Source organism: Bacillus sp. IBL03825 (assembly GCF_024712505.1).
In the GTDB taxonomy this organism is placed as follows: Bacteria; Bacillota; Bacilli; order Bacillales; family Bacillaceae_G; genus Bacillus_A; species Bacillus_A wiedmannii.
Genome location: NZ_JAMXKE010000001.1, coordinates 628,397 through 643,231, shown reverse-complemented (window position 1 = coordinate 643,231; position 14,835 = coordinate 628,397). Strand labels below are relative to the sequence as shown.

11 protein-coding genes are annotated in these 14,835 nt (G+C 35.0%); 2 read left to right on the top strand and 9 right to left on the bottom strand.

Going from position 1 to position 14,835, the window contains the following annotated elements:
* The first annotated feature begins 398 nt into the window (after window positions 1-398).
* Complete coding sequence (locus NHG49_RS03365; RefSeq protein WP_088046990.1) at window positions 399-947, top strand: TVP38/TMEM64 family protein; 549 nt, start codon at window positions 399-401, stop codon at window positions 945-947.
* A 63-nt stretch (window positions 948-1,010) separates the two neighbouring features.
* Here the strand turns inward: NHG49_RS03365 and NHG49_RS03360 are convergent, their stop codons facing one another.
* The 3 genes from NHG49_RS03360 to NHG49_RS03350 all read right to left on the bottom strand — a co-directional run bounded on the left by NHG49_RS03360 (window position 1,011) and on the right by NHG49_RS03350 (window position 4,413).
* Complete coding sequence (locus tag NHG49_RS03360; protein ID WP_064477120.1) at window positions 1,011-2,711, bottom strand: M4 family metallopeptidase; 1,701 nt, start codon at window positions 2,709-2,711, stop codon at window positions 1,011-1,013.
* Window positions 2,712-2,887: 176 nt separating this feature from the next.
* On the bottom strand, window positions 2,888-3,142 hold the full coding sequence (locus NHG49_RS03355; protein ID WP_064477121.1) for a Phr family secreted Rap phosphatase inhibitor: 255 nt from the start codon (window positions 3,140-3,142) through the stop codon (window positions 2,888-2,890).
* Window positions 3,139-4,413: a helix-turn-helix domain-containing protein gene (locus NHG49_RS03350; protein WP_064477122.1), complete on the bottom strand. Its 1,275-nt coding sequence runs from the start codon at window positions 4,411-4,413 to the stop codon at window positions 3,139-3,141. The genes NHG49_RS03355 and NHG49_RS03350 overlap by 4 nt, the downstream gene beginning before the upstream one ends.
* A 198-nt stretch (window positions 4,414-4,611) precedes the next feature.
* On the opposite strand from NHG49_RS03350, the gene NHG49_RS03345 reads away from it, so the two are divergent.
* Window positions 4,612-6,075, top strand: coding sequence for a nicotinate phosphoribosyltransferase (locus NHG49_RS03345; RefSeq protein WP_064477123.1), 1,464 nt, complete (start codon window positions 4,612-4,614; stop codon window positions 6,073-6,075).
* A gap of 202 nt (window positions 6,076-6,277) precedes the next feature.
* Here NHG49_RS03345 and NHG49_RS03340 read toward each other — a convergent pair whose 3' ends face one another.
* The 6 genes from NHG49_RS03340 to NHG49_RS03315 form a co-directional block, all read right to left on the bottom strand.
* Window positions 6,278-8,644 (bottom strand): heavy metal translocating P-type ATPase, encoded by a 2,367-nt coding sequence (locus NHG49_RS03340; protein WP_258125553.1) that lies wholly within the window; start codon window positions 8,642-8,644, stop codon window positions 6,278-6,280.
* 23 nt (window positions 8,645-8,667) lie between these two features.
* Window positions 8,668-9,045 carry an ArsR/SmtB family transcription factor gene (locus NHG49_RS03335; protein ID WP_000918377.1) on the bottom strand — a complete coding sequence of 126 codons (378 nt, stop codon included), beginning with the start codon at window positions 9,043-9,045 and terminating at the stop codon, window positions 8,668-8,670.
* A 254-nt stretch (window positions 9,046-9,299) separates the two neighbouring features.
* Window positions 9,300-10,715 carry an amino acid permease gene (locus NHG49_RS03330; RefSeq protein WP_064477125.1) on the bottom strand — a complete coding sequence of 472 codons (1,416 nt, stop codon included), beginning with the start codon at window positions 10,713-10,715 and terminating at the stop codon, window positions 9,300-9,302.
* Window positions 10,716-10,818: 103 nt separating this feature from the next.
* On the bottom strand, window positions 10,819-11,952 hold the full coding sequence (gene ald, locus NHG49_RS03325; protein ID WP_001219749.1) for an alanine dehydrogenase: 1,134 nt from the start codon (window positions 11,950-11,952) through the stop codon (window positions 10,819-10,821).
* Between the two features lie 369 nt (window positions 11,953-12,321).
* Entirely contained in the window at window positions 12,322-14,193 is a 1,872-nt protein-coding gene (locus NHG49_RS03320) for a glycerophosphoryl diester phosphodiesterase membrane domain-containing protein (protein ID WP_064477126.1), read from the bottom strand.
* A 156-nt stretch (window positions 14,194-14,349) separates the two neighbouring features.
* Window positions 14,350-14,832 carry a helical membrane plugin domain-containing protein gene (locus NHG49_RS03315; protein WP_001040525.1) on the bottom strand — a complete coding sequence of 161 codons (483 nt, stop codon included), beginning with the start codon at window positions 14,830-14,832 and terminating at the stop codon, window positions 14,350-14,352.
* Window positions 14,833-14,835: the final 3 nt, after the last annotated feature.

Below are 14,835 nucleotides of genomic sequence, written 5' to 3'. Positions count from 1 at the left end.
ATATCACCTCTTCCATGATTATTATCGCAACTTCACTAAAAGTCAATTTCACAACGAAAAAACATATACATTTTTAAAATTCCTCATCAATTTTGCCATATTACCACCCTAATTTCATCAAACCACTATTTTGGAACTTCTCCGAAATATACCCCTATATTTTACCGATTATTTCCCGACTTAAAACACCACTTAAAAAACCGAGAAAATCCTGTAAATACAGGGTTTGTTTAGTGTTTTCCAAACCAGAAAAATATACCCCTCATTTTATATACCCAATACCTATATAAGGTATATAAACAGTGTTTTATCAACAGTTTCCTACATTATGTAAATTTGCACTTGCCTACACAATAGAAATATGGTGTAATGCAAAAAAAGATAAAGGATTTTAAACAATGGCTGAAACAATTCAAAACTTCTTAACAGACTATTATTCAATCGCAATTCCACTTAGTATCTTAATTAACATCATCATCAGTCTTTTAGGTTTTATCCCTAGTATTTTTTTGACCGCTATTAACATACAGCTCTTTGGTGTAACAAACGGAACCATTATTTCGATCGCAGGTGAGGCATTAGGGGCTATTATCTCGTTTTATATTTATCGTATAGGCCTTCAGAAATTCACTCACAACAAAGTAAATAAGTATCCAAAGGTAGAACGCCTACTTTATGTAGAAGGTAGAGAGGCCTTTCTACTCGTTCTATCGTTTCGATTCATACCTTTCATCCCATCAAGTATCGTTACCTTATTTGCCGCTCTAGGCAAAATGTCACTACTCTCTTTCAGTATTGCCAGCACAATAGGGAAAATACCGGCCTTATTGATTGAAGTATATTCTGCCTACCACGTCATAAATGGAACGAATGAAGCAAAGTGGATTGTAACAATCGCAGGATGTGTTGGATTGTTTTATTTGTGGAAAAAATGGAGAAAAAAATAAAGAAGGAGCATAGGCTCCTTCTTTATTTTTGAAGTATTTTATTAATAATACTCTCTTAAACCCTTAGTTTACACCAACAGCACTAAATGATTGCTTCACTGCTGCTACTTCCGCAGAAGTCGCACCATATAAATCAGCTGCAGCTTGTACTGCACCAGCACGAGCTTGGCTAAATGTAGTAGATTGCGTGAAATATTGTGTGTTTGCACGGTAATAAATTGCACCTAACTTATCTTTACCAATACCAGTTACAGTTACACCAGAATGCGTACCGCCATTTGCTAATAAATAAGCTTGTTTGTTAATGATACCACTGTTCGTATGAACTCCACCGTTATCACTTGAACCAGTGTAACGCTTAGAATAATGGTCTGGGTCACCATATTTCGCCGGATCACTCATAGAACGAAGCGAATCTCCTGCTTTACCAGGCGTATAAATATCTTCACCAATCTCCCAATCTGGGTTTCGGTTATCATAGAATTCTACTAAAGTACCAAAAATATCAGAAATTGCTTCATTTAGCGCTCCTGATTCATTTTGATAAATTAAATCTGAGCTGTTTTCCGTAACAGCATGCGTTAATTCGTGACCAATTACATCAATTCCACCAGATAATGAAGTAAACGTTACACCATCTCCATCTCCGTATACCATTTGTGAGCCATTCCAGAACGCATTATTATACTTACTTCCGTAATGAACTGTCGATTTTAACGGAGCTCCTGCATCATTAATAGAGTTTCTATTAAATGTAGCTTTATAATAATCATATGTTCTACCTGCATAGTAATGAGCATCTACTGCCGCTGCATCATACGCTGCATTGAAAACATTATCTGCATCTGCCCATAATGTTCCTGGTAATGTTGAACGATTTTTCGCATCATATGTAAAAATCGTTGCTCCGCGCGTATTATCTTGCAAGTAGTAAGATGATCCAGATAACGTTGTATTAAGCGACTTTGTATCTCCTAATACCCCTTTACCAGTTCCCACTTTATTTGTCCCTGTTACAGGCTTTACAACCGCCTTCGCTTCTTGTTTAGGAGCTTCTTGCTTAACTGGTGACTTATCTTCATTTGCTACATGATCAAGTTTATTATATTTATTTAACACTTTACCGCTGTCTGCTTCAATGAAATAATAGTAGTTTCCTGGATTTGGATCTAAGAAGTTTAGATTTACAACGTATGCATATGTTGTTTCTTCACCATTTTGATATACATATAAGTCCGCTTTTGGTTCTACCTCATATTTCGGTGTTACACCTAAATCTTGCTGCGCGATTTCAATTGCTTTTGCGCCTTCAATCTTATTTTTATTTTTCAGCTTTTCCTTTTTGTCTAAATCAGGCGCAACTGTTCCAGACAATACTTTTAAAGAACCATCTTTACTTACGTGAGCTACTTGCGTAGATCCCCATACAGGTACTCCTTCGTATACTTGTTGCATACGTACTACTGTTGAATCAGTTACAGCATCTTTCTTCACTTGTTTCACTTTGAAAGAATCTTGCGCACTCTTTTCCCCTAACTTGTAATCACCTTTTGCCGCGTTTAAGTAATCAAACACAACAGATTCTGCTTTCTTACCAGTTGCTCCAGTTAAATCACCAGAAATAAACTCCGGTGACTGTACTGTCTCATTGTACTTCTTCGTAGAGAGCACATTTTTAGAATCTGCAAACGCAGAGCCTGTCCCTCCAAACGTTGTAACTGCCATTCCTGCCGCTAACACTAACGCTAAACTTTTCTTTTTCATGAACCTTCCCCCTAATAAAAATTTTTTTTGAAAAAGAGTAGTTTTATCGTAGCACTATGTTTCCACTATTAATATACTAAAAATTCAAATAATTTTTTTCTCAAGTTTTGTAGGATTTTGGAGAACAAATATTGAAAAACCCCTTTCCGATTAGAAAGGGGTTTTTCAATATTTTCTTAACCATAAATATCTGGATTAGAATAATTTATGAAACTTTTTTCTGAAAAATTAAAGCCATAAATATCCGGATTAGAATATTGTATATTCTCCTCTTTTACAGACTTCAATCCATAAATATCTGGATTAGAGTAATTTACTGATCCTTCTTTTAAGGATTTTACTCCATATATGTCTGGATTAGAATAATTAACTCCTAAAGAAAGAATCGCTACTATTCCCAATCCTACTACACCATATATACGTTTTTTCAATTCAATTCCTCCCTTTCTTCCAAAACTTTAATAACTTCTTTATAATATTTATTGCTTTCCTCGTACTTAAATTCATTCTCTAAGTACATTGCTAATTCTAAATAGGCATTTTTTAATTCTTTCATACTACCCACACTCTTAAAGAATGGAATAGCCTCATTCTCTAAAAATCTCTTAAACTCTTGGGATTCCCCAAAATATTTATACTTAAATATACAGAATGAATAAATCATTTTATTATATTTTTCATCACTACGTGAACACTCAATCCCTTTTTCTATCCATTTCTGTGCTTCTTCATAACATTTAAGATGAATAGATTGTTTAGCCAAACCATAAATTGTTTCAATATAATTCATATTGACAGTCTGCTGTAATTGGAAACTTTGAAGAAAATAGTTTTTTGATTTATCATGCTCATTCTTATAATGGTATAATTCTCCCATATTATTTAAAGTCATAGCTTTAATCATGTCTTTTTCCGCAAAAGAATCCACTTCTCTTAATATACTTTCATAAATCTTTAGAGCTTCTTCATACTGTGCTTTTTCCACATAACTTAAAGCAATAATCGTTTGACAATTTATTACATAACGGAATTTGTATTCGTTACGGAACCCTTCCATGGCAATGTTAGCAAAGTGCATGGCTAAATGTGGTATATTTAGGTGACTATACGCAAGGCTCAAGTTATAATATATACCAGTTTCATAATACCCTTGCTCTTTAGCCATTTCTTCCGTTTCAATTAAATACTTCAAACTTTCCTTATGCTTATATTGCAGACTAAGTAACAATGCCTTACTGTACGTATACAACATCTTCTGAAAAGGTGAATATTTCTTGTAAACTTTTTTCAATCTTTCCAACTCTTCTTCAACAGCAAGAAAATCTCGTTTCATAATTAAATAACGCGTATAAAGCAGTTTATAATAATTTATAATTTCAAAATCCAAAACATGCTTCATTTCACCTTGCAACTCTTCATATATGCGCTCTACTTGTGGCTTGTCCAAATGAACTAGTGCATTCAACCATTCATCTAGCTTCCCCTTCACATCTTCTTCTACATCTCTCAAATCCGTCACGGCAATTTCTAACCTTGTGCAGAGCAATTGTAGAATTTCTTCTGATGCCTCGATCTTTCCATTTTCGATTTTACTTAAGTATGAGACAGAACAAATGCCCTGACATAATTCTTCTTGTGTCATTTTTTGCTGTAGCCGTTTATAAAAGACTTGTTTGCCTATTTTTTCTAATGTTTGTTGCATTGTCCTCCTCCATTCTCATTACCCCATTACTCTAATAATACATAAAATCTTGAGAAATATAAATTGATAAATGTTAATTTTCTAAAAAATATGCATTATTTCATTTTTTTCCCTCTTGACTATACTTTCATATCCATTCTTTGCTACGAGCGGTGAAAAATTGATATACTATAACCAAATTATGGAGGTGTTTTCGCGATGACTTATTATAAAGACGATAGCTATGCCTTACATACAGATTTATATCAAATTAATATGGCTTATACATATTGGAAAGATGGTATTCATAATCGCCGCTCGGTGTTTGATTTATATTTTCGAAAACTTCCATTCGAGAACGGTTATGCTGTTTTTGCTGGCCTTGAAAAGATTGTAGAGTACATAGAAAACTTCAGCTTTACCGAAAGCGATATCGCTTATTTAGCAGAATTACAATTTGAAGAAGAATTCCTTCATTATTTACAAAATATGAAATTCACTGGGACGGTTCGAAGTATGCAAGAAGGTGAAGTTGTATTTAATAACGAGCCTTTATTACGTGTTGATGCACCGCTCGGTGAAGCACAAATTATTGAAACTGCCCTGTTAAACATTGTGAATTACCAAACATTAATTGCAACAAAAGCTGCTCGTATGAAGCATGCTGCAAATAATGATGAACTTTTAGAATTTGGTACAAGACGAGCCCACGAGTTTGATGCAGCTCTTTGGGGCACACGTGCTGCCTTTATTGGTGGATTCTCGTCTACGAGTAACGTTCGTGCTGGAAAACGCTTCGGGATACCTGTAGCCGGCACACACGCTCACTCTTTCGTTCAAGCGTATCGCGATGAATATGTCGCGTTTAAGAAATACGCTGAAACCCATAAAAAATGTGTCTTTCTCGTTGATACATACGATACTTTAAAATCAGGTGTTCCAAATGCAATTCGCGTCGCGAAAGAGTTTGGAGATCGTATCGATTTTTACGGCATTCGCCTTGATAGTGGTGATATGGCCTATTTATCTAAAAAAGCCAGAAAACTACTAGACGAAGCTGGGTTTACACATACAAAAATTATTGCTTCTAGCGATTTAGATGAATACACAATTATGCATTTGAAATCTCAAGGAGCAAAAATTGATGTATGGGGTGTTGGAACAAAATTAATTACATCCTTTGAGCAACCGGCATTAGGGGCTGTTTATAAACTAGTGGCGATTGAAGATACGGATGGAAAGTTAAATGATACAATTAAAATTTCATCTAACCCTGAAAAAATTACGACTCCAGGACTGAAACGAATTTATCGCATTATCAATCGAGTTAATGATCATGCAGAAGGCGATTATATTGCATTAGATTCTGAAGAACCTGGAAAAGAAGAACGTTTAAAAATGTTTCATCCTGTTCACACGTATATAAGTAAATTTGTAACAAACTTTGAAGCTCGCGAACTGCATAAAGACATTTTCGTTAACGGCGAAAGAACATATGAACTACCAGGTATATTAGATATTCAAAAATATAATGAACAGAGTCTCGCACTATTTTGGGAAGAGTATATGCGAACTTTAAATCCCGAAGAGTACCCTGTCGATTTAAGTCAAGAATGTTGGGATCATAAAATGAATTACATTCAAACTGTTCGAGAACAAGTTGAAAAAAATATACAAAAATAAAACAGAGAAGCTTCTCCTTCTCTGTTTTTTCAATACGATATGTATCTTTGTGAAAAATATATTAAAATAGTACGACAAATATTTTTTATTTGTAAATTTTAATATTACGTTATTTATTTATAAAATAATATTTGTTATTATTTTATTGAGTCAATTTCAACAAAATAACCTAAAAAAGAGGACGCAAGTTGCGTCCTCTTTTTTATAAATCTTTCACTCGTAGTACACGCATTGCATTTAACACTGCAAGTAGTGTCACACCGACATCTGAGAAGACAGCTTCCCACATTGTTGCAATACCAAAAGCACCCAGTAATAAAACTAATCCTTTTACCCCTAATGCAAAGATGATATTTTGCCATACAATGCGTCGTGTACGTTTTGCGATGTTTAAGGCTGTTGCAATTTTTGAAGGCTCATCAGTCATAATAACGATGTCTGCTGCCTCAATCGCTGCATCTGATCCTAAACCACCCATCGCAATACCAACATCTGCTCTTGCTAATACCGGTGTATCATTAATACCATCACCAACGAAAGCAACTTTTTCTTTTCCGCTCTTCGCCGCATCAATTTTTTCAATCTCTTCTACTTTTTGTTGCGGTAATAGTTCTGCGTGGACTTCATCTAAACCTAATTCCCTACCGACAGCTTCACCAACTGCTTTTGCATCACCAGTTAACATGACTGTCTTCTTAATACCTAGTTCTTTTAATTTTTGAATTGCTTGTTTTGAATCTTCTTTTACCTCATCAGAGATAACGATATAACCTGCATATTCCCCATCTACGGCAACGTGAACTAATGTACCTACCGTTTCTGGTTGCTTAAATGTAATGTTTTCTTTTCTCATTAATTTAGCATTACCTGCAAAAATTTCTTTTCCTTGTACTTTTACGAATGTACCATGACCAGAAATTTCGTTATACTCATCGATTATTTTTTCATCAATTGATTTTCCATATGCTTTTCGAATCGATTGTGCAATTGGATGATTAGAATACACTTCAGCAAATGCTGCATACTCTAATAATTCTTCATTTTTAATGCCTTCGCTTGGTTCCATTTTTGTAACTTTGAAGACACCTTTTGTTAATGTTCCCGTTTTATCAAAAACAATATATTTCACATCATTTAAAGCTTCTAAATAGTTACTTCCTTTTATTAACACACCACTTTTAGATGCACCACCAATTCCTCCAAAGAATCCAAGAGGAATTGATACAACTAACGCACATGGGCAAGAGATTACTAAGAACACTAAAGCTCTATAAATCCATTCTGAGAATGTAGCTCCTTCTAAAATAAGTGGTGGAATAAACGCCATAATCGCTGCTGTAATAACTACAACTGGAGTATAGTAACGCGCGAACTTCGTAATAAAGTTTTCTGTTGGCGCTTTTTTACTGCTTGCATTTTGAACTAAATCTAAAATTTTTGATACAGTTGATTCACCAAATTCTTTTGTAACTTCAATTGTTAATACACCATTTTGGTTCACAAAACCACTTAATACATCATTTCCAACTTCGACTTCACGTGGTACAGATTCACCAGTCAATGCTGAAGTATCTACCATTGATGTTCCTTCAACTACTTTTCCGTCTAATGGTACTTTCTCACCAGGCTTCACGATAATATAATCGCCGATTTGTACATCTTCTGGTGATACTTGTTTCGTTTCATTTCCAACCTTCACATTCGCATAATCAGGACGGATATCCATTAATGAAGTAATTGACTTTCGGGAGCGATTGACCGCAATACTTTGGAATAGTTCCCCTACTTGATAGAATAACATTACCGCAACAGCTTCTGAATATTGTTGAATCGCAAAAGCTCCTAGTGTTGCAATTGCCATTAAGAAGTTCTCATCGAACACTTGGCCGCGAGTTATGTTTCTTACCGCTCTCCAAACGATATCTCCGCCTATTAATAAATACGCAAGGACGAATAACGGAATTGCTATCATTTGTGGTAAGCCAGCTAATGCAGCAATTGCTGTCAAAATTCCGCCGACCACTAATCGTCCTACCATCTTTTTCACATTTGCTTCACCATGGTCGTGACTATGTCCGTGGTCATGACCACCTTTTTCTTCACGAACAACTTTCACATCTGGTTCTAACTTTTGCACGACATTCGTTATATTCGCTACAGTCGCTTCTAATTCTCTTTTATTCGCTACTTCAACTCTTAATTTCTTCGATACGAAATCAACAGTTGCTGCTGAAACAGCCGGCATTTCCTTCACTTTATTTTCAATCTTCATCGCACAATTCGCGCAATCTAAACCTTCTAATATAAATACTTCTTTTGCAACTTTATTTTTTTGTTCTTCTTGTACTTTAATATGCGGTTCTAATTTTGTAACGAGTTGTTTTGCTTCTGTAACAACTTCACTTTCTTTATTTTGTGCTGTTTCTAAAACCATTGTTTTTGTGGCGAAATTTACAGAGCAAAAATTTACTCCTTCTATATTCCCAACGCCTTTTTCAATTTTCATTGCACAGTTCGCACAATCTAAACCTTCTAACACCAGTTTCTTTTTCACTAATGCTTCAGCCATCGTTCTCCCTCCTCGCGTTCTTTTTATTCTTCCTCGTTTACGTGTTCAAACGCTTGCTCGAAGATATGAATTACGTGCTGGTCAGCTAATGAATAATAAACGACCTTTCCTTCTTTACGATTCTTTACAAGTTTCGCTTGCTTTAACACACGAAGCTGATGCGAAATAGATGATTGTGTCATTCCTAATAAATAAGCTAAATCACAAACACACATTTCAGCTTCAAATAATGCATGTAATATTCTCGTCCGTGTACGATCGCCTAATACTTTAAATAATTCTGCTACTTTACTTAAACTTTCATCAGTTGGAATTGTTTGTTTTACTTGATCAACAACTTCTTCATGAATTATCGTTTGAGAACATGTCTCTTGTGGTGTTTCTACTTTATTTCCAGCCATTATAGCTCACCTCTTTATTTGAACATATGAACAATCATTCATATATCTTATACTCTTATTATATGAGCGTCTGTTCATATGTGTCAATGAAATCCCATACATTTTTCCGAACATTTTGTTCACATTTTAATAAGGCGTACACATATTTTCCGCATCCATTACATTCTCATACGAAAAATGGATGTACATTTTGCACAAAAGAAAAAAGCCTTGCGCGCTCCCTAGACGCACAAGGCTTACTATCTTATATCCCTTTAATTAGCTTTTTCTAAATTATCTTGCGAACTTCCATCTTCTTTTAGATGACTGTGCTTTTTCGAATATACAAAGTATACAACTACCCCAATTGCTAACCAAACACCGAAGTATATCCATGTTTTTAACGGTAAATTTACCATTAAGAATAGACAACATGCAACTGAAATAATCGGTAAGATTGGTACAAGTGGTACCATAAATCCGCGTTGTAATTTCGGATGTGTTTTACGAAGAATGATGACAGTTACACCCACCATCGCAAATGTTAATAACGCTCCAATATTCGCTAAATTTGACAATTCTTTTAAATCGATAAATCCAGCAATTAATGCACTACCAATTCCTGTTAACCAAACTGAAAATGTTGGTGCTTCTGTCTTTTTATTAATTTTTGCAAATGATTTTGGCAATAAACCGTCACGGCTCATCGCGAAGAATACACGTGTTGTTGCATAAATGTAAGCAAAAATTACAGCCATAATACCAATTACAGCTCCAATTGCGATTATACCTGCTACTTTGTCTTGTCCTACAACTTCTAACACATATGCCATAGCTTCTGGTACATCTAATTCTTTATAAGAAACCATACCTGTCATAACGAGACAAACTACAACATAAATGATTGTACAAATGACTAATGAAGCAATAATACCAATCGGCAGATCACGTTGCGGATTTTTTACTTCTTCAGCAGAAGTTGCTAATGCATCAAATCCTAAGAAAGCGAAGAATACTGCTGCTCCTCCGGCGAAAACTCCACTTATGCCGTACGGTGCAAATGGTATCCAGTTTTCTGGTTTCACGTAGAATACACCAACTGCAATGAATAAAACAACAATACCAATTTTAATTAATACCATTATGTTATTCACACGCTTACTTTCTTTTGTACCTCGTGATAATAACCAAGTTATCACCAACGTAACGATAATTGCGGGTAAGTTCACCATACCACCTTGCGATGGAATCGTTAACAAGGCTTTAGGAATTTCAAGTCCTAATCCACTAACTAAGTTATTGAAATAACCCGTCCATCCGCCAGCTACTGCGGCAGTTGTTACGACATATACGGATAACAATGTCCATCCCATTAAATGGGCAACAAACTCACCAATTGTTGCATATGAATATGTGTACACACTACCTGAAACAGGAAGTGTAGATGCAACCTCTGCATAACATAAAGCTGCAAATCCACAAACAATTGCTGCAATCATGAATGAAAAAATAACTGCTGGACCAGCATCTCTTGCTGCTACTAATCCTGTTAATACTAGAACTCCTGTACCGATTATCGCACCAATCCCTAGCATTGTTAGGTCGAATGCCCCTAGCGTTTTCGTTAAAGTTTTACTTTTACTTTCCCCTAACAATTGCGTAACGGATTTCTTTTTAAATAGGTTGGCCACGATGTATGCCCCCTTTTGCCAAGAAGAGCTAAGAGATCTTCACTCTTAGCTCTTATCATGTTGGTTTATATATTGTTCGATTTTGTTTTGTATAATGCTTCTATTAGCAAGATACTGTTTCTGCTTCTAATAATTCTTTAGCACCTTTGTACTCTACACCGTGAGCTTCTGCAACTGCTTCGAATGTTACATAGCCGTCTAATGTGTTAATACCTTTTAGTAATGCAGAGTTGCCTAGGCAAGCTTCTTTGTAGCCTTTGTTAGCAATTTGCACTGCATATGGTACTGTTACGTTTGTTAATGCAAGAGTTGATGTACGTGGAACCGCACCTGGCATGTTTGCAACTGCATAATGAACAACGCCGTGTTTTTCGTAAGTTGGGTTATCATGAGTTGTAATACGGTCAGTTGTTTCGAAAATACCACCTTGGTCAATCGCGATATCTACAACAACAGAACCTGGTTCCATTGATTGAATCATTTCTTCTGTTACAAGTTTTGGCGCTTTTGCACCTGGAATTAATACTGCACCGATTACAAGATCAGACTCTTTTACAGCTTCTGCAATATTGTAAGGATTAGACATTAAAGTTTTTACTTGGTTTCCGAAAATGTCATCTAATTGACGAAGACGTTCTGCACTTAAGTCGATGATTGTTACATCCGCACCTAGTCCAACTGCAATTTTAGCAGCATTTGTACCAGCTTGTCCACCACCGATGATTGTTACTTTACCACGTTTAACCCCTGGAACACCTGCAAGTAAGATACCTTTACCGCCTTTGTTTTTCTCAAGGAATTGTGCACCAATTTGTGCAGCCATACGACCAGCTACTTCACTCATAGGTGCAAGTAATGGTAGAGAACGGTTTTCTAATTGTACTGTTTCGTATGCAATCGCAACAACTTTCTTCTCAATTAACGCTTTTGTTAATTCTGGTTCTGGAGCTAAGTGTAAGTATGTGAATAAGATTAAACCTTCGCTGAAGTGTTTGTATTCGCTTTCAACTGGTTCCTTAACTTTCATAACCATTTCCATGTTCCAAGCTTCTTCAGCCGTATCAACAATTTTCGCTCCTGCTTCAACATACTGAGCATCTGTGAAACCAGATCCTAGACCTGCACCCTTTTGAATGAATACTTCGTGATTGTTACGAATTAAATGTACAACACCTGCTGGTGTCATTGCCACACGGTTTTCGTTGTTTTTAATTTCTGCTGGTACCCCAATACGCATAATGAAATGCCCCCTTATAATTAACAGAAAAAAGAAAGTCTTTTTTCTTTTTGTAATAATTAATAACTTATGTCCTTATTCTAGCATAACTTAAAAATTATGAAAACGCTAACATATCATTTTTTTAAAGTTTATATATTTAGAATAGTGTAAATATATGGAACATTGATTCTATTAGCATCTTCGTTACATTTCATTATCTATCACTCTATTTTTATTATACTCATTAAAAATAAGCAATAATCATTTATTATTCGACAATAATGTAACAATGTAAGAAACCCGAGTGATTCCGTATACATATACAGTTCTTAATTTGTACAATACTTTAGAGATATATTCTTTTCCTAAAAAAACAGCTGCGGGCATCTAGCCAACAGCTGGGTAACTTATAAATAACTTGGAAAATAAATCATCTGTTGTTTCACTAATTTTATCAAACAGATCACTTTCTTCCGCTTCTTGTTCTTTTAACATCTTAATTGTTTCACGTGCATCTTTAGGATAATCGGTAATGATACCATCTACGTTTAATTTATAATATCCCTTTAAACTTTCCATATCATTTACCGTCCATACGTAAATCGGCTTGTTTAACTTTCTTGCTTCTTTTACTAATTTCTTATTTAACATGTATTCTTCTGCTACATAAAAATCAGCCTTCACATTCTTTAAGTTGGCTCTACTTGCATACAGTATATATCCTACTTTTATATTTGGATTTGCACGTTTAAACTCTTTAATAAGCGGATAGTGTAACGTTTGAATGACACATTGTTTCTCAAATTCATTATCTTTAATCACTTTTAATACTTTGTTTACGAAATCTTTTTCGCCACCATGAAGCTTCACTTCAATATTAAGTTTGATTTTGTTCTTTGACAGCTTAATGATCTCATCAAGTGTACTGATTTGTCCTGAAAACCCATCTTGACTAAGGGTAAGCTGTCTTAACTCGTCCATCGTTAAATCTGACACATGAACATTAGCATTTGCAAGACGTTTTAGCTTCAAATCATGTATAACTGCTAGTTCACCGTCTTTCGTTTGCAGTACATCAATTTCAGCATAGTCTGCTTTCGCATCAATAGCCCCCTGCACAGCTTCTTTCGTATTCTCTACACCTTTTGAAATATAACCACGATGAGCCATAATAATTGGTTCTTTATATGTGTTTGTAATAAAGGTAACAATGAAGGCAACAACCATTCCAGCAGTAATAATTCCTACAATATATACGCCAATAAATTTCCAACGATGTTTTTGGAAGAAACATTTATCTGCTTTTGTTTTCGAATAATCTAATCCTTCTTCTAATAAAACATCTTCAACCGGAACCTTTTGTAAATATAATCGTGTTATTGCCATAATATAAAATGGCGTCACGATAAAACTAAATAAATACAATGTACTCGTTAAAAATACAGACATTGTTGATTCCGCTAATAATGCAAATGTTCCCTGTGGATTTGTAAATTCGTACATGCCCCATAGACACAATAAATACATTCCAAAAAATACGCCGTACACAATCCCTATTGAAATAAAAAATCCTACTAAAAAGAATAGTACTTTAAAAAAACTTTCTTTTACTAACGTTGCACTTTTACGTGCTGCTGCGCGAAACGGCTTTTGCTCTAAAACAACAATAGGTAGAACAAAAATCCAGCGAAGGTTCAAATATGCAACTACAGCAAAAAATGTGTAATAACCAACTTGTCCCATCGTTGTCTTAAACAGTTCTCCTGTAATAAAGTTAGGAATTTGAATTTGCGGAATTAACGCCGTTTCATATCCGATATTTAAAAGAGGTAACAATACGACAGCATATAAAATAAATCCTGGTAAGCAATATGTGAACAGAGTAGGTAAATACGTTACAGTTTTATATAAAATCGGACGTAATTTCACCTTTTGTCTTTTATGAGCGAAGTACGAAATAATAATAAGTACCGCAAATTCCGTAAAGATAAGAAACAGGGCTAACAATGATAAAATTACGATTGCCAAAATGCCGTATGGTGTCTTTAAAAACGCTAATAATTCATCATTCGTCGCATTTGCATAACCACCAAAATACAATAACTTATTAAAAATAATCCCAAATAGCGGAACAAATACAATCGCTGCTAATAATTTATAAGCAAGTTGAAAGGTTAATACATTCCAAAAAGCAAACCTAACTGTTTGAAAGGAATGTCCCATTACCCCTGGTATAGATAGTCTTTTACGGTGTTGCATATATTCCTCCACATTCTAAAACGATATTTGAGATGGATTCCATATTTCCATTTCCAATCCATCTTTTTAATAATAATATATTCCGCTTAACATGAACACTCTTATACATGCAATGAAAAAAGTGATGGCTACTTCCCATCACTTTTTTCATTTACTCTATTTTTTCTCTAATCCTTGCCCAAATGCTTTCAAGAAGCTAAAACCGAATGTAATGGCTCTATTGATATCTGGATCTTTTAACACTTTAAAGAAATCCATCACTTTTGTTTTTTTACCACTATTTAATTCATCTGTAGCAAATTGCAATCCAGTGACTAAACTCGATGTGATTTGCTTCGTTACTTCTGGGTCAACTGCGGATAGCGCTTCCCCCGCCCCCATCATATTGTTGAGTGCATTTTTAACGGGTTCACGATTTAATTGCTCCACAGCGATTTTTGAAACATCTTCCTTCGCAGCAAGTAAACTAATCGCCGCATCTAATATACCAGCCTTCTGCAACTGTGCTAAAAGCTGCATCGTTTCTTCTACTGCTTCACGATTATTAGATAACTCATTTAGAAGTTCATCTGCTACTTGCTGTTTCTGCTCTTCCTCTGTTACAACTTTCTTTTTTATTAACGTAATTTCTTTCGCCACTAT